This is a genomic window from Cytobacillus sp. T106 (genome assembly GCF_040492155.1).
Lineage (GTDB): Bacteria > Bacillota > Bacilli > Bacillales > Cytobacillaceae > Bacillus_AB > Bacillus_AB infantis.
Genome location: NZ_JBEUMK010000002.1, coordinates 482,365 through 508,366, shown reverse-complemented (window position 1 = coordinate 508,366; position 26,002 = coordinate 482,365). Strand labels below are relative to the sequence as shown.

Here is a 26,002-nt window from a genome sequence, read left to right as displayed (position 1 = left end):
TCTCCTTATTTGATATTTTCATTCGCATAGTTGGTGATTTCTTTTCCGCCCGCCTGGTTCCACTCGTCTACAAACTGATCGAAATCGGTGACAGGGCGCTTGCCGGTAATAATATCTGTGGCATATTCCTTATAAAGATTCTCCATCGCATCCCAGTTGGAAATATACTGCTCCGGAAGGATGAAGCTGTTGTCTTCCTTATAGAACTCATTGGCAAGGTCTCTTGATTTCTGTGCAGGCTCACTCAGCAGCGGCGTTTTCAATGGCTTTTCAGTATTGAATTCAGCAGGTTCCCAGAATCTTGCATACCACTCGCTGTAATACTTGTCAGTCAGCTCGATGCCGCTGTCCGTAACATTATAATGCTCTCCTTCAAATCCAATCCTGTCCAGAAGCTGTCCTTTATCACTCGCAAGATAATCGAGCACCTCAAACGCAGCATCCTTATGCTTGGATTGTGATGAAATCGCCAATCCGCGCGATTCTTTGGTGATATCGGTTGCTGTAAAGCCCTGGTCCTCGCCTTTCGCCGGCGGAAGAACGACAAGGCTCGCTTCATCGCCGTTGACCTGCTTCATCTTTCCATCATAAATATCAATGACCTTTCCATTGGTTCCTACGATTACGGCTGTTTCTCCATCATAGAAAGCTTTTTCCTTCGTATCCCATTGCTTTGTCAGATACTGCTGATCAAGGAGACCTTCTTCATAAAGCTTATTGTAGAATTCCAGCTTCTCTTTTTCCTTGTCAGATACTTTTGAATAAATATAACCATTGCCTTCCTTCAGCCATGTCTGATTCAAGCCGAAAGCCATTTCAAAGATATAGTCAAGCTCTGTTATATCTCCTGCTGCAGTGATGGCATTCACCGGCTTGCTGCCTCCAGGAGGGTTTTCGACAAGCTCCTTAAAGAAGTTATAATAGTTATCAATTGTCGGATCTTCCATCAGCTCTTTTGAACCGGCTGTTTTATCAAACCAGTCTTTGCGGATGACCGGAGTTTTGCTGTCCAAAGGCTTGATCCAAAGAAGATAAGGATAATTAGCCAGCCTTTTCTCGTTATGCGGCTCCAGAATGTTCTTCACATTTTCAGATTTCTCAATATAAGGGCCCAGATTCTCCAGGAGATCCTGATCGGCAATCTGCTGGTCTCCGCCCTGGAAATAAATCAGATCAGGAATGTCACCGCTCATTAAAAGCAGATTCAGCTTTTCTGCATAGTTCCCCTGCGGCATCTCTACCAGTTCAAACTTTACATCCATATCCTTATCCTCTTTCAAGGCTTTGGAGAGTGTTTCAAAATACTTCTGTGCAACCGGATTGGATGGACCCTCATCTTTATAGACGACCCTCAGTGTTGTTGAACCATCTTTTGATTCTTCTTCACCCGTATCTGATTCCTTTGAGCAGGCCGCGACCAGGATCAGCATGAGCGACATGAATAACAGCAAATACTTTTTCATTGTGTTTCCCCCTCTTTCATTTAACGGAATGTAATAGGAATGCATGCTGCAGGAAAAGGATGATCAGTCCTTAACACCCCCTTCAAGCGCTCCTTTCGCGTAGTATTTCAGTATCAAAGGATAGAAGATCAGCAGGGGAACGATTGAGATGATAATGGTGCCTGCCTGAAGCGACCCAAAATCCAGGGCAGCGATCTGTTCATAGGAAAGGACATTCTGCGCCCCCAGCAGGGAGGTGTTATCCCTCTCGACGACAAACTGCCTCAGAACCACCTGAAGCGGCCATTTGTCAGGGGTCGTCAGGTAAATTGTCGCCCGGAAATATTCATTCCAGTGATATACACCGTAAAAGAGCCCCATTGTAGCAAGTGCCGGCTTTGACAGCGGCAGCATGATTTTCGTAAAGATTTTAAAATGTCCTGCCCCATCAATCCTGGCAGCTTCCAGGATGCTGTCAGGCACATCCTCAAAGAACCGCATCATGATGAACAGATAAAATACGTTGATGGCTTTGTACAGAATGAGCGATAAATAGCTGTCCAGGAGGCCAAGATCCTTTACCAGCAGGTACTCAGGAATCAGCCCCGGCTCAAATACCATAACAACGATCAGAAATAGAATGACCAGCTTTTTTCCGGCAAAATTTGTCCTTGCCAGAACATAAGCAGCCATGGCTGTCAAAAATAGATTCAGTGCTGTTCCGCAGATGGTGATCAGCAGACTGTTAAAAATGCTCTTTACAATCAGCGGGTTGGAGAACAGCACCTGGTAATTGATGAGCGAGAAGCCTTTCGGCAAGATATCAAGGCCTTTCAATTCATGCACCTTAAGCGGATCTGATAGTGACATTGCCAGCAGATTCAGGATCGGCACAAGGACCAGAAGCGAAATAATAATCAAAACCGTATAAATAATACCCATGGATAGGCTAATTTTTCTCATTGTCCTCCACCTCCTACCAGACTCCTTTTCCGCTGATTCTTTTCGCGATAAAATGCGTGCTCAGGATCAGCACGACACCGATGACGCCTTTGAACAGACTTGCTGCCGTGGCATAGGCATACTGGCCATTCAATATCCCGATACGGTATACATATGTATCCAGGATGTCGATAACCGAAATGACCGAATCGTTGATCAGGTTAAACACCTGGTCAAAGCCTGCGTTCATGAAAAACCCGAGGTTCAGGATAAATACGGTTATGATGGTCCCGTAAAGCTCAGGGATCGTAATGAACCTCATCTGCTGCAGCCGGGATGCGCCGTCAATCCTAGCCGCTTCGTATAGCGACGGACTGATTTTCATGATGGCCGCAAGATAGATGATAGAATCCCAGCCGGCACTTCTCCACATCTCCGAGAAAACCAGCACCCAGCGGATATGATCCTTGCTTGTCATAAAATCGAGCGATGGGAGCTGAAAGAAATTCCGGAGCGTATTGACTCCTCCATCAACAGGGCTCAGGAAAGCGATCCATACCCCTGCAATGACAACCCAGGATAGGAAATGCGGAAGATAAACGACAGACTGGACATATTTCCTGAATGGGCCATTCCGGACTTCGTTGATCATTAGAGATAAAATGATCGGAACCGGAAAAAAGAACACCATCTTCATGGTAGAAATGATGACCGTATTCCTCAGCACATCGAAAAAAGCCGGCGAGCTGAACAGCACTTTAAAATGCTTCAGCCCCACCCAGACGTTATCACCAATGATCCTGTAATCCTGAAAGGCCAGCTTCATGCCTATAAGGGGAATCACATGGAAGATGCCGAAGTAGACCAGTGCAGGAAGCAGCATTGCGTACAGCACCCAGTCCGCCTTCAGCTTTTTAAAAACTCCCTGCACCATCCGGCTTCACTCCCTTCAAATAGGCATCCAGCTCAGCCCTTGCCGGCATCCCGGTCTGGGCGCCTTTTTTTCTGACGGAAAGTCCCGCTGCTGCACTCCCAAACCGGATGCTCTCCTCCAATGACCAGCCCTCGGACAGTCCGACAGCCATCGCCCCGCAGAAAGTATCCCCAGCCCCGGTTGTATCCTCCGCCTTTACCTTCAGCGCCGGAATATGGACAATGCCTTGCCCGTCATGGAATTTAACGCCCTCTGTACCGCAAGTAATAACCAGTTTTTCCGGATACCGGGCCAGAGCTTCCTCTTTTGTTTCATCTGTGCTGAGCACCATTTTGTATTCATGCTCATTAGGAGTCAGGTAGGTTAATTGCCCGACCAGCTCAGGACTCAATTTTTGAGCGGGTGCAGGGTTTAAGATAATCACCTTCCCTTTTTCGTGCAGCCTGGGCACAATATGTTCAATCATAGACAGCGGTGTTTCCAGCTGAAAGACAATGATATCGTGGCCCAGCAGAGAATCTGCCACTCTCTCAATATAGTGAATATCCGTATGCTGATTGGCACCAGGAATCACGATGATGCGGTTATCAGAATGGCTGATTTCAATGAAAGCCACGCCTGTATGGATATCTGCCTGCTGCAGTCCTGTAATGTCTACATTTTCAGAGAGCATTTTTTCCCTGACCAGTCGGCTGTTTTCGTCATTTCCGATGGAGCCGAACATTGAGACCCTGCCCCCAAGGCGTGCGGCCGCTATCGCCTGGTTGGCGCCCTTCCCTCCGAGTGACATAAAGAAATCGCGGCCCATCACTGTTTCCCCTGCAGCCGGAAACTGGTCTGTTTCTGCAAAATAGTCCATATTCAAGCTGCCTACCACTGCAATTTTTTTCATATTTCAACATCCTAATCTATTAGTAAGTTCATCAGCGGGGCATGCTGCTGCGCCCCATACACATCCCTGTCGCCTGCTGATCCTGAAGAAATCTCTCTTAATATGGTGATTTTGATTCCGAGGGCCTGGTCGAAAAAGACAAGATGCCTCAGCTGATTCTCCTCAATGCCGTAAAGCCGGCATACTGTCTCCGGAGTCAGCTTGCCTGACTTTTTTACTCTTTCATAAATCTCCCGCGAGTCAAAAAGGACATCCAATGTCAGTTCAAATGGTCCGGAATTTTTGCTGCGGAGGACCTTTGCCAATGCATATAAGCTTTCCATCAGGCACCCTCCTGCCTGTATTCAATCTTGAAAGGGCTTTCGGATATCTCCATTAAATGATAGACGGAAAATTCATAAACAGGTCCGCATTCTACATCACTTGGGGCAAACGGGAAGGCAAGATTGCCTGCAGTCGATTTGCGCCCTTCATGTCCATAGTGGAGAAAGGTTGAACGCCCTGTCGCACAGATGCTGCTTGCAAGCTCCTGTGTTTCGGCGGTTACCTCAAGGAGCACGCCGATTTCATGTCCGCTGAATGCCTCTGTCTCCCGTCTGCCGAGCACAGCATTCATTCCGTAGTTATAAAAGCGGATCCGATAGGATTCTCGGGAAATCTCCGGATAATAGGCATATACCTGCTTTTCTACCTGGAGCTCGATGTCCTGGATATTCTTAAGCAGGATCGGATCACGAATGCCGGCAAAGACGACCGTCCGGTAGCTTGTTTTCCTTGCTCCCTCCAGCTTGATGCTATGCTGTTCGGCCGGGATATAGCGGCTGCCGGAAACCTCCACCTCCCCTTCACCCAGTTCCGTAAAGCGGCAATCGCTCAAATCAAGCAAAAAACCCGGGCCATGGAGCAGAAAAGGATGCTCTTTTTCATAAAACGTATGGGCCGCTACGGAAATCTTCGTGCAGATGCGGGATGGATTCAGTGACCTGACGGTAAAGCAATCATCCTTGATGGTGCCGAGAATGCTGTCCTTGGTTGTGCCGGGTTCCGCACATAGCGCGCCGCATTCGAGAATTTTCCCTAAATGATAGGAAAGCCCCGCATCCTTGCCATGAAAAATGCCCACCGCAGCAAATGGAGAAGGATCATAAGCGCGTCCGCATATAATAATCTCTGCTCCGCCCTCTAAAGCTTCCAAAATGGGCCCGTGCCCCATCTGCGCGACAATTCCGTTTGTTTCCAGAATTCTCTTCTCTGTCAGATCCGGGACATTGGGACTCATCTGCATGACTTTTCCATTCTGGAACGCTTCTTTAACCTGCTCCTTTGCAATATCTGCCCAAATGATGGCAAGCTTCACAGACAAGCCTTTTTCACCAAGGATTTCCCGGATGACATCTACGGTCGACTCTACATGTACCTTGGCGCCCGCGCCTCCGGCGGAGCCAATGATAATCGGAACCTTGGCTGGCACCCCGTGAGATATCATCATTTCCAGGTCTTTTTTCAGCGCACGCCTGCTCACAATAGAAACCCCAGCGCCAAGCTTATGGGGACCCGCATCCGTCGAACCGGCATCCACCACGATCGCATGCGGCTCTGCCTCCATCCCCCGCCTGAAAGATCCCTCCGGAAAACCATAGCCCAGCATCCCGCATGGAGAAAGGATTCTGACTTCCTTCATTTTTAATCACCTCTATTTATCAAATATGTGAACTTACCTGTTTCTATGAGTAAAACATGTAACCGGTTACACAACTCCTTCAAAATATGCCGGCCACTCATGTAACCGGTTACATATTATTCTAAATGTTCAGATAAGTGGTGTCAACACTATAATTCCAGTTCCCAAACCCTACTATACGGTTAAAAGCACTAAAAGAGGAGGCACTTTTCAGCAGCCTCCACAGTCTCAAAATTGTTCTACGGTTTCACATATTTCTTGAACTCCTCCATACTCGTCTCCGCCACCACTGGAAGCCTCGGTATTTCATAAATGTGATTGCCCCTCTCTGCTGCCTTTTTCTCAACCGTAAATGCCATGCGGAAACCAAGCTTGACGATGGAGTTTACGGTTGCCGGAGAATATTCCCCATAAGGGTAGGCAAAAGCCTGCTTATTGCCGTCCAGCTGAACGATACTTGTCAGCATATCTTTTTCTATCACTTTTTTCTCTTTTGTCAAAAGGTAGGAGGCTTCCTGGTTAAAGCGGTTTTTCTCTCTTTTATGGAGGCTGTAGGTGTGGCTCTGGTAATCGAAAATCCCACACCCTTTTTCAAGTTCGCGCAGGCTGAGATACTGGATTTCCCCCGGCTCATAAGGATGGAGCTTGCTGGTGATATGTCCGGTGATGAGAAAGCTGACAGCTGTATAATCATATTTTTTCAGAATGGGGTATGCCTCCACATAGTTATCCTTGTAGCCGTCATCAAAAGTAATGACCACACTTTTGGCAGGGACTTCCTTTTTCCTTGCCAGAAAGTCATAGAGCTCTGAAAGCGTTAGAGTTGTATAGCCTTCCTTTTTTAAATAGGCCATTTGTTCTTCAAAGTCTTCCTTCAGAACGATCATAGGGTTCAGCTTGCCTTTTATATAATGGCTGTCAGCCAGGTCTTTCTTGCTGATAATATGGTGATACAATAGAACAGGCACTTTTGCCGCTGTATCCTTCTCATTTGAAAAATCCCTTGAGGCCTCCCTGCGGCATGCATGGAGGCGGAAACGCTCGTCTGCGGGAAATAATCCTTTATGCTCGACTGCAAGGATATCATACTCATCGACTACGAAATTAAATCCTGATACCATCATGCTCAGGAATATCAGGAAGCCAAAGGCGACCGCTGCCTTTGCAGCCTGTACTTTCACGTCTTCTCCGCCCCTTTCCATGCCAGCTTTCCAGACCTTTCGAGCTTATTCCAGCTCTTCGATTTATAGAAGAAAGACAATGTTCCATAAGCGACAAACAGCAGATTCATGATTCTATAGAAAAATATATCTGCCGGCAGAAAGATAATAATCCTGAGTATGTCCCTCTTTCGGAAAGCCACGCCATGAAGGTGGCTGATAAAGATGGTAGTAAAAAATTGATAGATATAGAGGAATACTGCTCCCGATCCGAGCAGGAGAACAAGCAGGAGCTGGCCTTGATTCAGAAGCACTATGGCCGGAATGGCCAGCATCGGAAAAGCATTCAGCGTGCCAATCATAAACTGGTCAAAGATAAACACGATGGAGAACCTGAAAGGCAGCTTCCGGAAAAAGCAATTCCGGTATTGGATCAGGCAGTCAATAAAGCCTTTTTGCCAGCGGACCCTTTGCTTGAACATATTCCCCAGTGTCTCCGGGCATTCGGTATAACAGACAGCAGATGGGACATAGGAAATCTTCAGCCCGCAGCCTTTTTCCTTGATCAGCTTCTGGATCTTAAGGGTAATATCCATATCCTCCCCGATTGTTTCCCGGAAACCGCCGACTTCGAACAATAAACCGCGCCTGAAGGCCCCAAAGGCCCCGGCAATAACGGTCATTGCCCCCAGGGAAGCCTGGGCACGCTTATGAAGATAAAAGGCCGTAAGATACTGAAGGAACTGAAACTTGATGACTCCCTTCATCTTAAAAGTCGGCTTAAGATGGTTGACATGCCCGCTGAACGCCTGGGCGATCAGCACATTCCCGCCGCAGGCAATCACATTCTTTTTTTGGAATTCAGCATTCATTTCCATAAGACTGTTCCTCTCCAGGATGCTGTCTGCATCAAGAGTGACGATAATGTCATTCCGGCTGAAGTTGATTCCCGCATTTAAAGCATCCGACTTCCCGCCATTCCGCTTATCGATGACAAAGATATTCGGAAATCTCTTAGATTCATAGACTGCCGTAATCTCTTTATGCTCAAGCCTCTTTTTAAAAGACCTGCTGCTCGGCGTCAGGCACAACAGTTCTGTTAGCATGGTGATTGAATGGTCAGTAGATCCGTCATTGACGATGATCAGTTATGATTCCTGCTCCCTAAGCCCGCAATAGCCTATAATGCACGATTCCAGCACTTTTTCTTCATTAAAGGCAGGTACAATGACGGAGAAACTGTGCATTTTTTCAATCAGGCCGCGCTGCTTCTTTTCTTCTTTGAATAGCGGCTGCAAAATATAGTAAGACTGCATGATGACAAAGGCAAGAAAAATGGTGAAAGAACTATAAAGCAATATGGTCACTGGCCTTCCCCTCCCTCCTGGTATACACGTACATAGTCAATCAACAATTCTTTCGGAAAGCTGTCCCGAGGATCAGGCGGTCCCGGCCAAGTGCCTCCAATGGCTGTATTCAAGTACAAAAAGAGAGGAATATCCGGAGTATATTTCTTTGTTTCAAAAATGCGTTTCCCATCAAGCGTCCATACAATCCTTCCCGGTTCCCATATCAGTCCGTACAGATGAAAGTCTTCGGCAAAGTCAGTTGCACCGGTCAGCTTCTTGTAATCTCTCTTCTGCTCTCCTTTCTCATCCCTCCAATGGACAACAAAATACAGTTCGTTCGGGTCTTGGCCGATACTCTCAACAATGTTGATTTCCGGCAGCCAATACTCTTCGGAATTAACTAGCCACAAGGCAGGAAAAACTCCCTGTCCCTTTGGCAGCTTCGCTCTTATTTCGATTTTTCCATAAGTAAATTCAAACTTATCCTCTGTCGTAACAGCACCAGAGGTATAAGATCTTCCTTTAAAAGATTCTTTCCGGCTTGAAATGACCAATGAGCCATCCTGGACATCAATATTTTCCGGAAGATAGTATTGCCATTCCCCATTCTTCTTGGACGGCCAGTTTTGGGGATTCCATTTAATCAATGACTTTTCGCTATGAAATTCATCATTCCAGACAAGATGCCAGCCATCCTGTTCGGTTACAGCCGTTGAAGGAAGCGCCATTGCCTCTTTACTGATTAACCTCTCAGACATCATGGCAGCAGGAGGAAGATTAACCGCCAATTCACTCCCTGAAAGAACCAGAATCAGGAAAAACAGCAAAATACTCTTCATGAATGCACCTTCATTCTTTTCAAAGTATGAAAATTTCTTTTAAAAGAACAAAATATATAAATTTTTTGTTCTCTAGAGAGAACAATATAGATTATATTAACAAACAGTTTATTATCCGTCTACTCAAAAGCATTGAGAATAAATGACAATATCATCGATTTTTCCACGGTACGCTTCTGGGCATTTAATGCGCCCCAAAGATAAAAGGCAGAGCCGCAGCTCTGCCTTTTATCTTTGGGGATGACGCCTTGCCACCCATATTAAATTCAAACAATATACATATCCATTTCCCCATTGTCACCAGCATACTCGATGGTACTCTTATTCGTTGCCAGATCAATGAACAATGTGCAGCTTTTGCTGCCGTTTCGCCAGGAGAGGCGGAGTTCGCTGTCTGGTGAGTCGAGGACCTGGAATTCGCCGCTGAATGCTTCATAATCATTGCGGAAGCGGATGAGCTTCAGGAGTCTCTGGACAACTGGCTTTTCCAGGGATTCTTCAATTTCATCCAGGCTGAAGTTATGGCGGTTGATTTCGCGCCCTTCACCGGTGCGTGCTACATTTTTCACATCATTTTCACCGGCAAGAAGCCCGACATAATAGACCTGCGGGACGCCCGGCGTGAAGAACTGGATGGCTCTGGCAGCAAGATAGGCATCATCATCGCTGTTCAGGACGGAATAGTAGGAGCAGCGGATCTGGTGGACATCAAACCCGTCCTCTGCCTTATGTTCGTCAGAAAGAATCAGGCTCAGATTGGATCCCCTTTCAAGGCAGACATCCACAATGTCTTTCGCTTCCTTTGTATCGATCAGGCCGTCTAGGTCAGGCTTGACTGGTATGCCGTCATGGCAGTCGAGCATCGTGAACTGCTTGTGCGGGCGGTTCTTCAGGTAATCAGCCAGGTTCTTGCTTGATTTGTTGATCAGCGTCTCGAGTACACGGTATGGCAGGATAAAGTCATAGATCCAGAAGCCGTGTTCGGCTAGCTTATACTGAATGGAATAATGGGAATGAACCTCCGGCAGAAGCTCGATGCCCAGAGAATTCGCCAGCTCCATGATCCAGTCAAGGAACTCATAAATTTCCGGTTCAACAAAGAAGCAGCTGGTGCCAAGCTTTTTCACGACATAGCCGACAGCATCAAGGCGGACAATTTTGACGTTCTGCTCTTTGAAATTAGTGAAGAAGTCGGTTAATAGCTGCCTGACCTGCTCTGATTTGATATCAAGGTCAATCTGTTCAGAGGGGTCTGTTTTGCCAAAAGTGGTCCATACTGTCTCCTGTTCGCCTGTTTCCTCTATTGTGAAGGTTGAATATGGGAGCGGCCTCCGCAGGAACATCTTATCAACATCCTCCTGTACAGGCTGTCCGTCTTCCCAAAGCTTGTCAAGGGTGATGAACAGATCTGCATACTGGGACTGGCGGCCTTTTGCCAAAAAGTCCTGGAAGTACTCGGATTTCTGCGAGATATGGTTGACCATCAGGTCGACAAGGATATCAAAGTTTTCGCCGATCTTCCGGATATCTTCCCATCCCCCGAATTCCGGGTCGATTTCAAGATAGGTAAGCGGGGCAAATCCCCTGTCGCCTGAGGATGGAAAAGGTGGGAGGATATGCACGCCGCCTTTGAAAATATCAGCAAAATGTTCTGTCATTACTTTGTTGAGCATTTTCAGATCTCCGCCGAGGGAGTCCGGATATGTGATAAGCTGTACTTGATTTTTAACTGCCATTTCTAAAACCTCCTACAGTCCGTACATTTCTTTTAGTTGTTCCAGCGGGGGCATGCTGCAGACCGCACCTGTGAATTTTAATTTATAGGCGCTAGCTGCCGAACCCAGCTCCAGGGCTTCCTTTACGGAAAAGCCTTTTACCAGTGCCGTATAAAAGCCTGACCAGAATGCATCCCCTGCACCGGTTGTGTCGATTACATCAGTCGCAAGCGGCTTGATTCGAAAGGTTTCTTCTCCATTGGATACGATTGCTCCATCCTTGCCGATCGTCAGGATGACAAGCTTTGCGCCAAGATCAAGGAATTTGCGGATCTGATTTTCATGGGTGTCCTTCCCGAACAGCCGCTCCGCATCGTCCTCAGATGGCTTTATAATATCGACCATCCCAATGATTGATTTAACGTACTCAATCCCTTCGGCCCCTTTTTTCCATACCATCTGATGGTAATTCGGATCCAGGCAGACCAGGATATTTTGGCTGCGCGCCTGTTCAATCACTTTTTCAATAGTATGGCGGGCCGGTGCCATCGAAAGGGGCCAGCAGGAAAAGTGGACGATTTTTGAATCCAGCAATGCCTTTTCAAGCTCTTCCGTATATTGGAGCTGATAGTCTGCCCCGCGGTAAAAGATGGGATCGGGCGTTCCTTTGCTTTTTGCGACCACAACCATACTGGTGGACGAATCTACCCGCTGAACCAGTCCCGGGTCAATCCCTGTTTTGCGGAGATGGCTGATAAGAAAGGTTCCCAGCCTGTCTTCCCCTACTGCAGACGCGACCAGGGAACGGATTCCCAGCCTCTTTACATTCATGGCAATATTGGCCGGTGATCCGCCAAAATAGTTATGATAAACTGCCGGCTCATCTGCAGGACTGTATTCTTCCGAAATCATGTCGATCAGGATTTCGCCTATCGTTAAAATATCATTGCCTCTCGGCTGGAATTCAATTTTCTCATCTAATTTAAGCATCGTAATCCTCCATCGCTGTACTTGCCGCAACTGATATTAAGGGAATATCTTTCTGCTCCTTTTTCCGGCAGACATGTCCAGTGCTGTCAGGCAGTCTGTACCGTTTTATACCGTCAGGCCGCCTCTATGACTCTACCTTCTGCAGGAGAAAAACTTTTACAAATATTGAGTGCAAAAAGAAAGGGGCAGGTGCCCCATTCTTACTTTAAGAGATACACCCTTGTTTCATAAGGGCTTAAAGTGAATTCCTTTTCCAGCTTCTTTTCAGGAACATCATAGTTATTTAAAACCAGTTCACTTGAAGCACCGCCGATTGCCGACGGCAGCTCTATTTTTTCAGGTTTGTCATGGAAATTGCAGATTACAAGGGCCTTGTCGCTTCCCATTGTCCTGGTATAGACAAAAAGTTTCCCATGGTCAGGAAGGATAAGCTCGTACTTTCCATATACAAAGACAGGGTTCTCTTTGCGGATGGCGATTAGTTTTTTATAAAAATGAAGAATCGAATTTTCATCCTTCAGCTGGCTTTCAACATTGATGGTACGATAGTTCGGGTTCAGGCCCAGCCACGTTTTGTTTCCTTCCGTGAAGCCGGCCATATGCGAGGCATCCCACTGCATCGGAGTCCGTGAATTGTCGCGGCCCTGTTTCCAGACGACCTCCATTATGTCATCGTGCGGCACGCCCTTTGCGGCTTCCACTTTGTAATAGTTCACCATTCCAACATCGTTATAATCTTCAATTTCAGGGAATTTCACATTGGTCATCCCAATTTCCTGGCCCTGATAAATGAAAGGTGTGCCCTTCATCAGGAAGTAAAGCGCCCCAAGCATTTTTGCGCTCTCTTTCCAGTACTGCTGGTCATTGCCCCAGGATGAAACACGGCGCGGCTGGTCATGGTTTTCGATGAACAGGGCATTCCAGCCTCGTCCTTCAAGGCCTTCCTGCCATTTGGTCAATGCTTTTTTCAGCGCTTTGACGTCCACAGCATCTTCTGTGTCCTTGTCCCACAGGTCCAGGAATTCAAATTGGAAAATCATATTAAAATAGCCATTTTCCTCGCCGACCCATCTGTCAGCATCAGGAATGCCGACTCCGTTGGCTTCTCCGACAGTCATGACGTCATAGTTGCGGATCGTCCTGTCCGCAAATTCTGTAAGGAAATCATCAATCCCAGGGAAATTCATCATTTTCGGAAAAGATGGGACCACATCCAGATTGTCCGGGTTTGGCATATCCGGGAAACCGGGCTCTTTTTTGATATGCGAAATCGCATCGATCCTGAATCCATCAATTCCTTTTTCAAGCCACCAGTTGACCATTTCATAGAGAGCTTCCCTGACCTCAGGATTCTCCCAGTTCAAATCCGGCTGGCGTGCAGAGAATATATGCATGAAGTATTGCTTTGTTTCTTCATCATATTTCCACGCAGGCCCGCTGAAAATGGATTCCCAGTTATTCGGCTCCTTGCCATCTTTTCCGTCACGCCAGATATACCAGTCCCTTTTCGGATGATCTTTTGAAGAGCGGGACTCTAAAAACCATGGATGCTCATCACTCGTATGATTAATCACCAGGTCCAGGATCAATTTCATTCCGCGCTTATGGACTTCTTCAAGCAGAAGATTAAAATCTTCCATTGTGCCGAATTCATCCATAATATCCTGGTAATCAGAAATATCGTAGCCATTATCATCATTAGGCGACTTATACATCGGGCAGATCCAGATCACATCAATTCCCAGATCTTTAAGGTAATCAAGCTTCGTAACAATTCCTCTTAAGTCCCCGATGCCGTCTCCATTACTGTCCATAAAGCTCCGCGGGTAAATTTGATAGGCTACTGCTTCTTTCCACCATGCTTTTTTCATCTCTGTCAAAATCCTTTCGTTGTGCCTTCATTTTTCTTGCAGAATTTAGCCTGGTTGATGTGTGAAATCAGTGTTAATGGCGTTTTTTTTAAAACTATCTGGTATTGCCGCCGCTTAACACTGATTCAGCCTACTTTTTCAATAATTCGGCCAGTTTTTCTATTTTTTCTCCCTAAAATTACGGGAATTCACCCCAGAATCCAGGATATTCGCCCCGCTTTACATTTTTTACCAAAATACAACCTAATATCATTTAGCCGGACTCCAGCCTATTTAATAGACCCCTGCATCACGCCATTAATAATCGCACGCTGGCCGATCATGTACATGATCAGGATCGGGATGACGGTCAATAGAATCGCCGGGATCAGCAGTTCCCAGTTATTCATATATGTGCCGTTGAATACTTTCATCTGGACCGGCATTGTATAGACTGATTCATTGTTAAGCACCAGTGATGGCAGCAGGTAATCGTTCCAGATCCACAGCACGTTCAATATTGAAATCGTAACTGCGATAGGCTTCAGCATCGGAAGGACAATCAGGAAGAAGATCTGCAGGGAATTACAGCCATCAATTCTTGCTGCTTCTTCAACTTCTATCGGGATCGACTTGATAAAGCCATGGAACATGAATACGGAAAGCGCACTGCCGAACCCAAGGTAGAAAATGATCAATAGCGGAATAGGAATCGCGTCAATCAGCTGCAGTTTCGCCCCATAGATATAAATCAGCGGGATCATGAGCGACTGGAACGGGATGACCATTGATGCAACCAGCACGGTGAAAAAGAATTTATTGAATTTGGACGGCCTTCTCACAAGATGGTACGCCGCCATGGCAGAGAAAAAGACAATGAACAGTGTGCTCAGGGTGGTAACGATGAACGAGTTCCTGAAGGTGACACCAAAGTTCATCATGTTGATTACATCAGCAAAATGGGCGAAATTCCAGTTTTCCGGAAGGGCAAAGGGACTGGTCAGGATTTCCCCATTGGTTTTGAATGAGTTGATGATGAGCAGCACAAAAGGGAAAATAAAACTTACTAGGGCAATGATTGCCAGTAGGTATAGAAAAGTGGTAGTGACAATTTTTTGCCTGGCCATTATGCTTCGACCTCCATTTTCTTGCTGGTATAAACTTGAAAACCTGTTACGGCGGCTACAATCACAAACAGGATAATGGCCTCAGCCTGTCCTGTTCCATAGTTTGATTCAATAAAGGCTTTATTGACAACATGCATGGAGACCATTTTCGTGCTGCCAAAAGGGCCGCCATTTGTGAGAGCAAAATTCAAGTCATACACCATGAATGCATTTTTTAAAGAAAGGAACCCGGTCACTACGAATGAGGGAACCATTAAAGGCAGCGTAACATTCAAAAGCCTTCTGAACGGGCCGGCTCCATCGATTTTGGCTGCTTCAATCAGCTCTCTTGGAACACTGATCAATCCGGCGATGAAGATGATCATCATATAGCCGGCTGTCTGCCAGATGGTTACGATGACGAGCGACCAGAAAGCCATGGTCGGATCCCCGAGCCACCCGAGTTCAAGCCAATCTATGCCAAGTTTGGTGCCTAATGCAGGGAGTGACTGAACGAAGATGAATTGCCATATATAACCAAGTACCAGTCCGCCGATCAGGTTAGGCGTAAAATAAGCTGTCCTTAATGAATTCTGGATCTTCAAGCCGGACGTAACCAGGTACGCCAGACCGAAGCCGAACAAGTTGACAAAAAACACGGTTGCCACGACAAATTTAAGTGTCAGCCAAAGCGATTTCCAAAATTCCGTATCTTTTACAGCTTCCAGATAATTCGCCATGCCTGCAAACACCACCGGATCAGCCGGAGTCTGCATCGTATTAAAAGTGAGGAAAAGGCCGTATCCAAATGGGACCAGTACGGTGATACAGAAAAAAAGGAAAACAGGGCCCAGGAATAAAAGCGAATTGCCGATATCACCTATTTTTTTATTTTTCTTCATACTTCCACATCCTGTCTGTTAGGTAAAAAAAGCAGGCAGGATAAGTTCTCTCCGCCTGCTTTTTTGTTTTCACTTGAGTCTGGATTACTCTTGGTGGGTCTTATAATAGGTTTCAAAAGCTTTTGCAAGGTCTTCTCTTTTGCTTTGATTCGCAATGTATTTCTGAACCTCAGGACCAAGGATAGTTGTCCAATCCCCTGTATTGATATAGTTGGTGCTGAAAGGCATTGTCTTGCCGGCAGCAAGTGCATCACTGATGGCAACGCCGAGCGGGTTGGTTACTTTGTTTGGATTGTTTTTGAATGCTGAGATGATTTGAGATTTATTAACGATAAAGTCTTGTCCTGCTTCATCGTATACCAGCCAGTTCAAGAATTCTTTCGCAGCGTCCTGTTCTTCTTTAGAAGCCTTCTTGTTCACAACAAATGCTTGAGTAGGACCGGCTGCAATCTTGTTGTTCAGCGGGTTATCAGGATTGTTGTCGACAGGGACAGGCATGAATCCAAAGTTTGTACCTTCAAGCGCTTTCAAAGAATCAAAAGCCCAGTTTCCGTTGAAAAGCATCGCAGAATCGCCTTTTCCGACAGCTACATGCGCAGCATCATAATATTGGCCAGTCGGACGTGCACCGAACATATTGTAATCCTCTGAAATCAGCATATCCAATGTGTCATAATAGCCGTTCCAGGCTTCATTCTTGTTATAATCGAATTTTCCGGCTTGCACTTCTTTCAAAGTTTCCGTTGGATCTTCTGTCTGATTAAGAAACAGAGAGCTGTAATGATTCGCAACTGACCATGCTTCAGTCTGATAAGCCACTGGCTGCTTCACACCAGATTCCTTGATTTTATCCAATAGATCTGCCAGCTTGTCGCGTGTATTGATTGAGAATGGATCAAAGCCTTCGCCTGCTGCTTCTTCAACTACTGTCTGGTTGTAAACAAGTCCCATACCTTCCAGGGCGAACGGGAAACCGATTACATTTCCTTCTTCATCTTTAATGGCATCGCTTGTTTCTTCATTCCATTTTTCATCAGACAAATCGATTCCTACATCTTTATATTTATGAGTGGCATCATAAGGAGAAAACATTGCCAATGTAACCGTTTTCCCAGAGGCGGAAAGCTTATCATAAACGTTCAATGCGTCTCCGACTGCCACTGATTCAACCTGTACATTGATGTCCTTATGATCGGCCATAAAATCCTTTGCGGCCTGCTTAAACTGGGCATCAATCTCACCCTTGCCGTTTGTAACAATAATGTTTACTTTCCCATCTTTTGAGCCTGTATCTCCTTCAGAAGAATTGCCTGAGCAGGCTGCAAGAGAAAAGGTTAATGCGGCTGCCATGCCGGCAGCGGCCGTCTTTTTGAACATTCCTGATTTAGAGAAATTGAACATTTTTTTTACTTCCCCTCTGTTTGAGAATAGTTTTAGCAGATTAGACCATTAAGCTCTTCTGCATGAATTTGTGAAAAGGTTTTCCTAGCTCTTACAATTATGATTATATTAAGTTATTAATATTTTGACAAGTACTTTTGAAAACGATTTCCTAAAAGTATTAATTTCAGCAAAAAATCACAATTCCCTATCTGCCTGCATCATTTTCTTGACACTGTCCCTCAGGCTCAGCCGGTAATCAATATAATGCTCTTGAGGCGCAGTTCCGGGCTGGCCAATGTTTTGGAGCAGAGCCTCCATTGCTTTGGACCCCATAGCTTCAAAGTCGACCCTGACCGTTGTCAGCTGCGGGCGTACAAGCGTTGCCAATTCAATATCGTCAAACCCTGCAATTGAAATATCGTCAGGAACCCTGTATCCCTGGTCCTCTGCGCAATTTTTGGCGCCGATGGCAATCGTGTCGGATGCGCAAAGAATGGCGGTCGGAAGATCCCTCTTTCTAAGCAAAGTCACCATCGCCTCATACCCCTCCCCAGAGGAAAAGTTGCTTTCAGCAATGAAATCCTGATTGACAGGAAGACCTAGGCGTTTCATTTCATCAATAAAACCCTTATAGCGTGAATAGCCTGCTGACTGATCGTGCAGCGGACCATGAATCATTCCGATTTTTTCATGGCCGCAGCGTACCAGATACCTGACCATTTCTGTTATCGGTGTATAGTTGTCAACATCTACCCAGGTGATGTTTTGCCCAGTTACTTTCTGCCCGACTACTACAATGGGGATCTTATTGGCTTTTATCCAATCGACATGCTGCTCGGTCGTATGGATGGCGGACAGGATAATGCCATCCACCTGCTTTTCTTTAAATATTTCAAGAGATTTCAGCTCCATTTCCGGATCGAGCCTGGTGTTGCTCAGGATAATATTGTAGCCATTCCTGTTAGCCACATCTTCAATGCCGTTGATGAGCTCGGCGGATGTATAGTTGATTTGCGGAAAGATGACCCCTATTAAATTCGTAGATTTGCTGATCAGCCCCCTTGCAAGTGCATTGGGACGGAATTGGGTTTCACGGATGACCTTCTCGACTTTTTCCCTTATATCATCATTCACAGGCTTGCTCTTATTAATTACACGTGAGACCGTTGCAACAGAGACTCCTGCCATTTTTGCAATGTCTTTTATAGTTAATTTCATAGTTTATTCTCACCCTTCAGGAAAACGTTTTCTTATCACTTTGAATCTATAATTACACAGCGGGTTTGTCAATATACTTATTGTTGGGTGCCAGGTACCATGAAAAGACACTTCCACCCTATCTGTCCACGGAGCGTACCTGGCACCACAAAAAGACACTTCACCCCATCTGTCCACGGATGGTACCTGGCACCACGAAAAGACACTTCACCCCATCTGTCCACGGAGCGTACCTGGTACCACAAAAAGACACTTCACCCCATCTGTCCACGGATGGTACCTGGCACCACAAAAAGACACTTCACCCCCTTTTGTCCACGGACGGTACCTGGCACGGAATTTTTGGTATATAATAGGCAGAAGATTACAGCTGATGCGGAAATAGGTGAATGGAATGGAGATTACATTAGGGGTTATCGGGCCTGAGGATTCGGTCCGGCATATTATGGATTCGGCGGAGTCTTTTTCGGATTTGCGGCTGGTTCCTTTTTATTATGGGAGCCTGGAGGATATTGACGGGATTATCGGGGAAAACCAGCAAAGGATCGATCAGTGGTTTTTTTCCGGTCAGGTCCCTTATACATATGCTTTATCAAAGGAGCTGATCTGTGAGGAGAACAGCTTCTATCCTCCCCTGTACGGCGCGAGCCTGCTTGGAAAGGTGCTGGAGTCTTATCTCGATAAGGAACGGGTGATCAAAAGCATCAGCCTGGATACGATCCAGGAAGAGGAGCTGGAAACGACGAAGCGCTATTTTTCTCTGCAGAGCCTGGAGATCCATTCTTTTTCTTATCCGGATTTCCGCCCTGTTGAGGAGCTGGCCGAGTTTCATATTAAGCTTTACCGTGAGGGCCGGACGGAGGCTGCTTTTACCTGCCTGCGGGGAGTCTATGACTATCTCAAAGAAATGGATATTCCCTGCTATCGTGTGTATCCTTCCCATCTATCGATTCAATTTGCGCTTAAAATTCTGAAAGAACGCGGCCACTCATCCTGGTATCAGCGTTCGCAAATGGCGCTGCTCGGAATTGAACTTATCCAGCCTGATAATGAGGGAGAATTCTTTCATTCCTATGAACGGAAGCACAAGGAGCTTGCCATGAAGAAGCTTCTCATCGAGCTTGCAGAGCATGTGAACGGTTCGTATGTGCAAATTGGGGACGGCCTCTATTTTATCTACACAACGCGCGGCGAGGTTGAAATCAAACTTGATAAAAAGGATCTTTACGACCTGATTGAAACGGTCTATGCCCAGACCCATTTCCGCCTCCGCATCGGTCTTGGCTACGGAATCACAGCCCTTCAGGCGGAGGAAAATGTGCAAAACGCACTCAGGAGCGCCCGCCAGAAGGCCAAGCCGGCAATCGTTCTCGTTGATGAAAATGAGGAGCTGACAGAGTTTCATCCATCCGGGGATTCGGTTACCTATCATTCTAAAAAATGGAGTGATGAGGAATGGGCAGACACGCTGAAAAAAGCGAATATTTCTCCTGTCGCGCTTTCCAAAATCCAGACATTGTCCAATTTTTATAAAAAAACAGAAGTGAATTCCCGCGAGGTGGCTGGCTGGCTGGAGAGTACAGAGCGGAATGCCCGGCGGATCCTTTCAGAGATGGAGACTATCGGCCTCGCTGAAAGCAAATCAGTCCAGACTGGCCAGTCAAAGGGCAGACCCAGAAAGGTTTATAAACTTTTATTGAATGGTAATTAATAGCAAGCCAGCAGGAGCCTTCTGCCGGCTTGCTTTTTATTTTGCTTTCCAAGCCTGCCCTGCCCATTTTTCTCGCTATCTATACATACCCTGTTTGTGAATTATTCTACAAAGTATCAATTTTCTAAATATTGTAGTATACTCCCCTTTAAGGAAAATAAACGGCAATTATCCGAAAACCAAAACTCTGATGATTGCACCAACTTAATATCTCTATAACTTTCCTAAATTAGGAAACAACCAATTTTTTACATACAGGGAGTGCTAACTATGACCAGCGAGTTTGTCAAAAATCTTACTCCGCAGCTAGTGGAATGGCGCAGGACGCTTCATAGCCTGCCGGAATTGGGCTTTATGGAATATATCACAACCTACCGGATCGGGAAGGAACTAGAGAAGATGGGCTTTACCCTCCATATCGGGAAGGATGCCCTGCAGGAAGATGCCCGCCTCGGCGTGCCGAAAAAAGAAGCTCTGGATGCACACGAAGAAAAGGCAGCTGCTTGGGGAGTCGAGAAAGAATGGCTTGAAAAGTTGTCAGGCGGCAACACCGGCCTAGTGGCAACATGGGACACAGGAAGAGCTGGAGACCATATCGGATTTCGCTTCGATATCGATGCCTTGCCGATCCTTGAGTCTGCCGATGAGTCCCACCTTCCATGCAAACATGAATTCTCATCAGGCGAACCTAATGTAATGCATGCCTGCGGACATGACGGCCATGCAACGATCGGCCTCGGCACAGCGAAATATATTGCAGAGCATACCAATGAACTCAAGGGAAAATTCACGCTTCTTTTCCAGCCGGCAGAAGAAGGCGGCCGCGGCGCAAGGGCAATGGTGGCCAAGGGCTGGCTCGATGATGTCGATTATTTCTACTCCGGGCATATCGGGATTCACTCCTATCCGGTCGGAACCATCGCCGCAACAACGACAGGATTCCTAGCCTCAACAAAGTACAATGTTTCATTCAAGGGAGTTTCCTCCCACGCAGGCATGCATCCGGAGCTCGGCAAAAATGCTCTGCTTGCCGCAACCACTGCAGCCAATAATCTATATGCAATCCCCCGCCATTTCGACGGCGTCACCCGCGTGAATGTCGGGCGCCTGACTGCCGGGAGCGGACGCAATATCATCCCAGAGGACAGCTATATGGAGATTGAAGTCCGCGGTGAAACGCATGCTATAGGTGACTATATGGCAGAGAGTGCCCTTCGGATCATCAAGGCGGCGGCCGATATGCAAGATGTCACCTGTACAATCGAGCCTGTAGGAGTCACCGAGGTGATGACCTGCAACGAAGAACTGATTCCGAAGATCCAGGAATGGTGCGCTTCAAGCGAGCTTGTCACAGAGGTCATCCCCTCTGTCCCTGTCTCCGGCTCTGAGGATGCAAGCTTTATGATGAACAAGGTGCAGGAGCATGGCGGTAAAGCCACCTATATGCTGTTTGGCACTAAGCTCGACTTCCCGCACCATCATCCTCAGTTTGATTATGAGGAAGGAGTGCTCGCGGCAGCGGTCGATACCTTCGCCAGCATCATCAAAGGCGGCTCCTCCAATGGCTGATTTGCACAGCTGGCTTGAAAAAAATCTGGCCATCCTGAATACAGTCTCTAGCATGGACCAGCCGGAGGGCTTCACCCGCCTCAGCTTCACCGCCGAGGAAAAAGCTGCCCATGCTGCTTTCAGAAAAGTGGCGGAGGAGCTCGGGCTCCACACCCTTCAGGATGCGGCCGGCAATCAGTGGGCCATATGGAAAACAGACAGCAGCCTGCCTCCCGTGGCCGTCGGCTCCCATCTTGATACAGTTGTGAACGGCGGCGGCTATGACGGTCCAGCCGGGGTGCTCAGCGCCCTGGCCGCCATCAAAACACTGAAGGATTCAGGGTTCCAGCCAGCGAGAGATATTGCAGTCGTCTGCTTTGTCTCAGAAGAGTCAGCGCGATTCGGCCTGTCGACCATCGGCAGCAAAGCCGTTTCCGGGAAACTCAACAGCCGGGAAGCCGGCAGGATGACTGACCGCAATGGTGTCACTGTTAAAGAGGCTGCCGAGGAATTTGGGCTTGACTGGTCCAGGATCGAAGAAGCTGAACTGCCTGCTGAGAAGCTTGCCTGCTTTTTGGAGCTGCATATCGAGCAGGGAACCCATATTGAGGAGCATGGCGCAGAAATCGGGATTGTAAACGGCGTCGCCTGCCCGGTCCGGCTGAAGGTTCACGTCAAAGGAATGGCCGGCCATACCGGAACGACCCCAATGCATAACCGAAAAGATGCATTCGTCGCCATCGCCCCGCTCGTCACCTTTGTGCATGAAAGGGCTTCACAGTTAAGTGAAGAAAGCATCCAGCCGCTCGTCGCTACAGTCAGCACCGTTGAATTGAAACCGAACAGCATGAACGTTATCCCTGGAGAAATCGAGCTTGGCATTGACATCCGCAGCGTTGATGACATGCTGAAACGTTCTTTTGCTGAAGAAATAAAGGACTTTTGCCAGAAGACCGCTACGGACAGCGGGGTGGAAATCCACGTTGAAACTCTAATCAACAATGATTCCATTATGCTTGATCCCAACATGCAGCAGAAACTTACCGGCATATGCGGAGAGCTCGGCCTGAAAGCCCACAGCATGAACAGCGGCGCAGGCCATGATGTCATGAATATGGCAGCCAAATGGCCGTCCGGATTGATTTTTATCCCCTGCAAGGATGGCATCTCCCATCATCCAGATGAATTTGCCTCCATTGAAGACATGGCCAAAGGCGTCCGGGTAATCACAAGATTCCTGGAAAAAGAGGCTTCCTTATAACAGCCGATATATGACTTATTTTAAAGGAGTGACCTGATGATATCCCCCGTAAAAACGTATTTATCTGAAAATAGACAAACTTTCGAAAAGATAAGCGAATACATCTACCATCATCCTGAAACACGCTTTGAAGAATATGATTCTGCTGAGTTCCTCGCAGCGGAATGTGAAAAAGCCGGATTCCAGGTTGAACGGAATGCCGGGAATATGGAAACAGCCTTTGTTGCCTCTTATGGCAGCGGTTCGCCTGTCATCGGCTTCCTCGGAGAATTTGATGCCCTTTCCGGCCTTGGTCAGGAGCCCGGCAAATCCTCTCCGGAGCCGACAGGAAAAAATGCCGGCCACGGGTGCGGCCACAATCTGCTCGGCACCGGTGCTTTTGCAGCAGCCTGTGCAGCAAAAAACTATCTAGAAGAAAACAATCTGCCGGGAACCATTAAATTTTTCGGATGTCCCGGTGAAGAAGGCGGTTCAGGCAAGACCTTCATGGTCAGGGAAGGTGTTTTTGACGGAGTAGACGCTGCCCTTACCTGGCACCCGTCACCGGCCAACAGCATCATGAGCTTATCGAGCCTTGCAAACTATCAGGTATTTTTCCGCTTCAAAGGGCTTTCCTCCCATGCGGCCAACTCCCCTCATCTTGGGCGGAGTGCACTTGATGCAGTCGAGCTTATGAATATCGGGGTCAATTACCTCCGTGAGCATGTGATTCCGGAGGCGCGCATCCATTATGCGGTCACCAATACGGGCGGCATTTCCCCGAATGTGGTCCAGGCGGATGCTGAGGTTCTGTATTTGATCCGCTCGCCGAAGGTCAAGCAGGTCGATGATATTTACAAGCGGGTCTGCAAAATTGCGGAAGGTGCCGCTTTGATGACCGAAACGGAGCTGACCATTGAGTTTGATAAAGCCTGCTCCAACTATATCCCGAACCGCAGCCTGGAGCGCATTCTCCATGAGAGCCTGCTGGAAGCCGGGATCGAAAAGCCGGACGAGCAGGAGGAAGCATACGCAAAACAGCTGTGGGACACGCTCTCTGAAGGCGAAAAAGAAAGCTATATTGATATTTTAAAAGGCTTCGGCTATATCGGGGACGGAAGTGAATTTGCCGGAAAATATCTGGCAGATACCATATCTCCGTATGAACCGTCAGACGGCGTCCTTTCCGGCTCGACAGATGTATCGGATGTCAGCTGGGTCATCCCGACCGCACAATTGACAGCTTCCACCTCTGCTCTCGGAACGCCGCTGCATACCTGGCAGATGACCGCCCAGGGAATCAGCAGCTATGCCAATAAAGGCATGCTGCGGGCAGCGGAGGCGATGGCATTGACTTCCATCAGGCTGCTGACGGAAAAAGAAGAGCTTGAAAAGGTACAGCAGGAGTTCGCTTTATTCAGGGACGGAAATCCCTATACATGTCCAATTCCGGAAGGTGTTAATCCTTCCAAGCTATCGGAGGGGTCCTCATGAAACTTGAAAACCAGCCTGGAACAAGTCCACAGAAGAAGGAAGGCATTTTTCAGAAATTCCTGAACGGAATTGAAAAAATAGGCAATAAGCTGCCAGATCCATTTATTTTATTCGTCGTCCTGACGCTTCTTGTCATTGTCGCTTCAGCCATTTTTAAAGCGTTCGGTGCTACGGTCGTCCACCCTGGAACAGGGGAAGAGCTGCCCGTCAAGAGCTTAGCATCAGGTGAAGGTCTGCAGTATATCCTCAGCTCGATGCTCGATAACTTTACAGGCTTCGCACCGCTCGGCCTCGTACTGGCCATGATGCTTGGTATTGGCTTGGCCGAGAAAGTCGGTTTGCTTGATTATGCCATCAGGAAAACCATTCTGAAGTCACCGCCGGTATTGATCACTTATACTGTCGTATTTGTCGGAATCATGGGGAACCTGGCCTCAGATGCGGCCATGGTACTGATTCCGCCGCTAGCCGCCATGGTTTTCTACAAGGTTGGGCGCAACCCGGTCGCAGGTCTCGCAGCCGGGTATGCTGCAGCCGGTGCCGGTTTTACAGCCAACCTTGTCATTACCGGGACAGACACATTGCTTGCCGGGATTTCCACGGAAGCTGCAAGGATCATTGATGACAGTTTTACCGTTTCACCTGTTGATAACTATTATTTCAATATTGTATCCGTCTTCCTTCTTACAGTAGTCGGTGCCCTTGTCACTACTAAGTTCATCGAGCCTCGCCTTGGCAAATATAAAGGTGATGTCGTCGAAGAAGCAGTCACAGAGGACCACCCGAAAGCAGGCAAAGGACTTCGCAATGCCGTCATCGCCGGGGGAGTTTATTTAGCCATCATCCTAGTCACTCTCTTCCTGCCTGACAGCCCATTGCGCGGCGAAGGCGGAACCATTGTCCCGTCTCCATTCATTGACGGCATCGTTCCTATTACCCTAATCTTCTTTATTGTGATCGGGGTTGCTTACGGTATGACAGTTGGAAATATCAAAACAAGCGGAGATGTTGCCAAATATATGGCTGAATCCATGAAGGATATGGCAGGCTATATCGTCCTGATTTTTGCCATTGCCCAATTCATCGCCTATTTCAGCTGGTCAAACATCGCGACATGGGTAGCTGTAAACGGTGCCGAATTCCTGAAGGACATCGAGTTCACTGGAATCGGTCTTATCATCGGATATATCATCTTTACTGCCTTGCTGAACTTCCTGATCACATCAGGTTCAGCCAAATGGGCGCTCGAGGCTCCTGTCTTCATCCCAATGTTCATGCAGCTGGGCTACAACCCTGCATTCACCCAGGTTGCCTACAGGATCGCCGACTCGTCCACAAACATCGTCACACCATTGATGCCCTATATGGTCATCACCTTGTCATTCATGCAGAAGTACGACAAAAAAGCCGGCATCGGGACCTTCATCGCCCTCATGCTCCCGTACTCCATCTGCTTCCTGCTTACCTGGATCATCCTGATCCTCGTATTCTACTTCTTCGGCATTCCGTTTGGGCCGGGGATTGGGCCGATGTTATAAAGAGAAGCCCAAGAGACAGGTTTACGGTTCACTGGATTCTTTACCGTCTTAAAACACAGAAAAAAGGC

22 protein-coding genes are annotated in these 26,002 nt (G+C 47.3%); 5 read left to right on the top strand and 17 right to left on the bottom strand.

The genetic code is table 11. The features are described from left to right. Positions 1-5 precede the first annotated feature (5 nt). The 17 genes from ABU165_RS06835 to ABU165_RS06755 form a co-directional block, all read right to left on the bottom strand. Positions 6-1,463 carry an extracellular solute-binding protein gene (locus tag ABU165_RS06835; RefSeq protein WP_318059880.1) on the bottom strand — a complete coding sequence of 486 codons (1,458 nt, stop codon included), beginning with the start codon at positions 1,461-1,463 and terminating at the stop codon, positions 6-8. Positions 1,464-1,526: 63 nt separating this feature from the next. Continuing rightward, on the bottom strand, positions 1,527-2,405 hold the full coding sequence (locus ABU165_RS06830) for a carbohydrate ABC transporter permease (protein WP_101549199.1): 879 nt from the start codon (positions 2,403-2,405) through the stop codon (positions 1,527-1,529). Positions 2,406-2,418: 13 nt separating this feature from the next. Next, positions 2,419-3,318 carry an ABC transporter permease gene (locus ABU165_RS06825; protein ID WP_101549197.1) on the bottom strand — a complete coding sequence of 300 codons (900 nt, stop codon included), beginning with the start codon at positions 3,316-3,318 and terminating at the stop codon, positions 2,419-2,421. Continuing rightward, on the bottom strand, positions 3,299-4,210 hold the full coding sequence (locus ABU165_RS06820) for a ribokinase (protein WP_318059879.1): 912 nt from the start codon (positions 4,208-4,210) through the stop codon (positions 3,299-3,301). The genes ABU165_RS06825 and ABU165_RS06820 overlap by 20 nt, the downstream gene beginning before the upstream one ends. An 11-nt stretch (positions 4,211-4,221) precedes the next feature. Continuing rightward, positions 4,222-4,533, bottom strand: a complete 312-nt coding sequence (locus ABU165_RS06815) for a DUF4387 domain-containing protein (protein WP_101549193.1) — start codon at positions 4,531-4,533, stop codon at positions 4,222-4,224. Further along, positions 4,533-5,891, bottom strand: coding sequence for an acyclic terpene utilization AtuA family protein (locus ABU165_RS06810; RefSeq protein ID WP_318059878.1), 1,359 nt, complete (start codon positions 5,889-5,891; stop codon positions 4,533-4,535). Before ABU165_RS06810 ends, ABU165_RS06815 begins: the two co-directional genes overlap by 1 nt. A 239-nt stretch (positions 5,892-6,130) precedes the next feature. Continuing rightward, positions 6,131-7,072: a polysaccharide deacetylase family protein gene (locus ABU165_RS06805; protein ID WP_318059877.1), complete on the bottom strand. Its 942-nt coding sequence runs from the start codon at positions 7,070-7,072 to the stop codon at positions 6,131-6,133. Continuing rightward, entirely contained in the window at positions 7,069-8,193 is a 1,125-nt protein-coding gene (locus ABU165_RS06800; RefSeq protein ID WP_318059992.1) for a glycosyltransferase family 2 protein, read from the bottom strand. The genes ABU165_RS06805 and ABU165_RS06800 overlap by 4 nt, the downstream gene beginning before the upstream one ends. 6 nt (positions 8,194-8,199) lie before the next feature. Continuing rightward, complete coding sequence (locus ABU165_RS06795) at positions 8,200-8,418, bottom strand: hypothetical protein (protein WP_318059876.1); 219 nt, start codon at positions 8,416-8,418, stop codon at positions 8,200-8,202. Then, a complete protein-coding gene (locus ABU165_RS06790; RefSeq protein ID WP_318059875.1) occupies positions 8,415-9,239 on the bottom strand; it encodes a glycoside hydrolase family 16 protein in 825 nt (274 codons plus the stop codon). Before ABU165_RS06790 ends, ABU165_RS06795 begins: the two co-directional genes overlap by 4 nt. A gap of 266 nt (positions 9,240-9,505) precedes the next feature. Continuing rightward, positions 9,506-10,975, bottom strand: a complete 1,470-nt coding sequence (gene gtfA, locus ABU165_RS06785) for a sucrose phosphorylase (protein WP_318059874.1) — start codon at positions 10,973-10,975, stop codon at positions 9,506-9,508. A gap of 12 nt (positions 10,976-10,987) precedes the next feature. Further along, entirely contained in the window at positions 10,988-11,944 is a 957-nt protein-coding gene (locus ABU165_RS06780; protein ID WP_318059873.1) for a carbohydrate kinase family protein, read from the bottom strand. Between the two features lie 200 nt (positions 11,945-12,144). Then, positions 12,145-13,815 carry a glycoside hydrolase family 13 protein gene (locus tag ABU165_RS06775; protein WP_318059872.1) on the bottom strand — a complete coding sequence of 557 codons (1,671 nt, stop codon included), beginning with the start codon at positions 13,813-13,815 and terminating at the stop codon, positions 12,145-12,147. Positions 13,816-14,084: 269 nt separating this feature from the next. Beyond that, positions 14,085-14,921 (bottom strand): carbohydrate ABC transporter permease, encoded by an 837-nt coding sequence (locus tag ABU165_RS06770; protein WP_009792914.1) that lies wholly within the window; start codon positions 14,919-14,921, stop codon positions 14,085-14,087. Next, positions 14,921-15,802, bottom strand: coding sequence for a carbohydrate ABC transporter permease (locus tag ABU165_RS06765; protein WP_009792913.1), 882 nt, complete (start codon positions 15,800-15,802; stop codon positions 14,921-14,923). Before ABU165_RS06765 ends, ABU165_RS06770 begins: the two co-directional genes overlap by 1 nt. An 84-nt stretch (positions 15,803-15,886) precedes the next feature. Then, entirely contained in the window at positions 15,887-17,203 is a 1,317-nt protein-coding gene (locus ABU165_RS06760; protein WP_187445401.1) for an ABC transporter substrate-binding protein, read from the bottom strand. 177 nt (positions 17,204-17,380) lie between these two features. Continuing rightward, positions 17,381-18,403, bottom strand: coding sequence for a LacI family DNA-binding transcriptional regulator (locus ABU165_RS06755; RefSeq protein ID WP_009792910.1), 1,023 nt, complete (start codon positions 18,401-18,403; stop codon positions 17,381-17,383). 394 nt (positions 18,404-18,797) lie between these two features. On the opposite strand from ABU165_RS06755, the gene ABU165_RS06750 reads away from it, so the two are divergent. The 5 genes from ABU165_RS06750 to ABU165_RS06730 all read left to right on the top strand — a co-directional run bounded on the left by ABU165_RS06750 (position 18,798) and on the right by ABU165_RS06730 (position 25,934). After that, positions 18,798-20,114, top strand: coding sequence for a hypothetical protein (locus ABU165_RS06750; RefSeq protein WP_318059871.1), 1,317 nt, complete (start codon positions 18,798-18,800; stop codon positions 20,112-20,114). Between the two features lie 270 nt (positions 20,115-20,384). Next, complete coding sequence (locus ABU165_RS06745) at positions 20,385-21,683, top strand: amidohydrolase (RefSeq protein WP_318059870.1); 1,299 nt, start codon at positions 20,385-20,387, stop codon at positions 21,681-21,683. After that, positions 21,676-22,923 (top strand): M20 family metallo-hydrolase, encoded by a 1,248-nt coding sequence (locus ABU165_RS06740; protein ID WP_318059869.1) that lies wholly within the window; start codon positions 21,676-21,678, stop codon positions 22,921-22,923. The genes ABU165_RS06745 and ABU165_RS06740 overlap by 8 nt, the downstream gene beginning before the upstream one ends. A gap of 36 nt (positions 22,924-22,959) precedes the next feature. Beyond that, a complete protein-coding gene (locus ABU165_RS06735) occupies positions 22,960-24,396 on the top strand; it encodes a M20 family metallopeptidase (protein WP_318059868.1) in 1,437 nt (478 codons plus the stop codon). Then, complete coding sequence (locus tag ABU165_RS06730) at positions 24,393-25,934, top strand: AbgT family transporter (protein ID WP_318059867.1); 1,542 nt, start codon at positions 24,393-24,395, stop codon at positions 25,932-25,934. Before ABU165_RS06735 ends, ABU165_RS06730 begins: the two co-directional genes overlap by 4 nt. Positions 25,935-26,002: the final 68 nt, after the last annotated feature.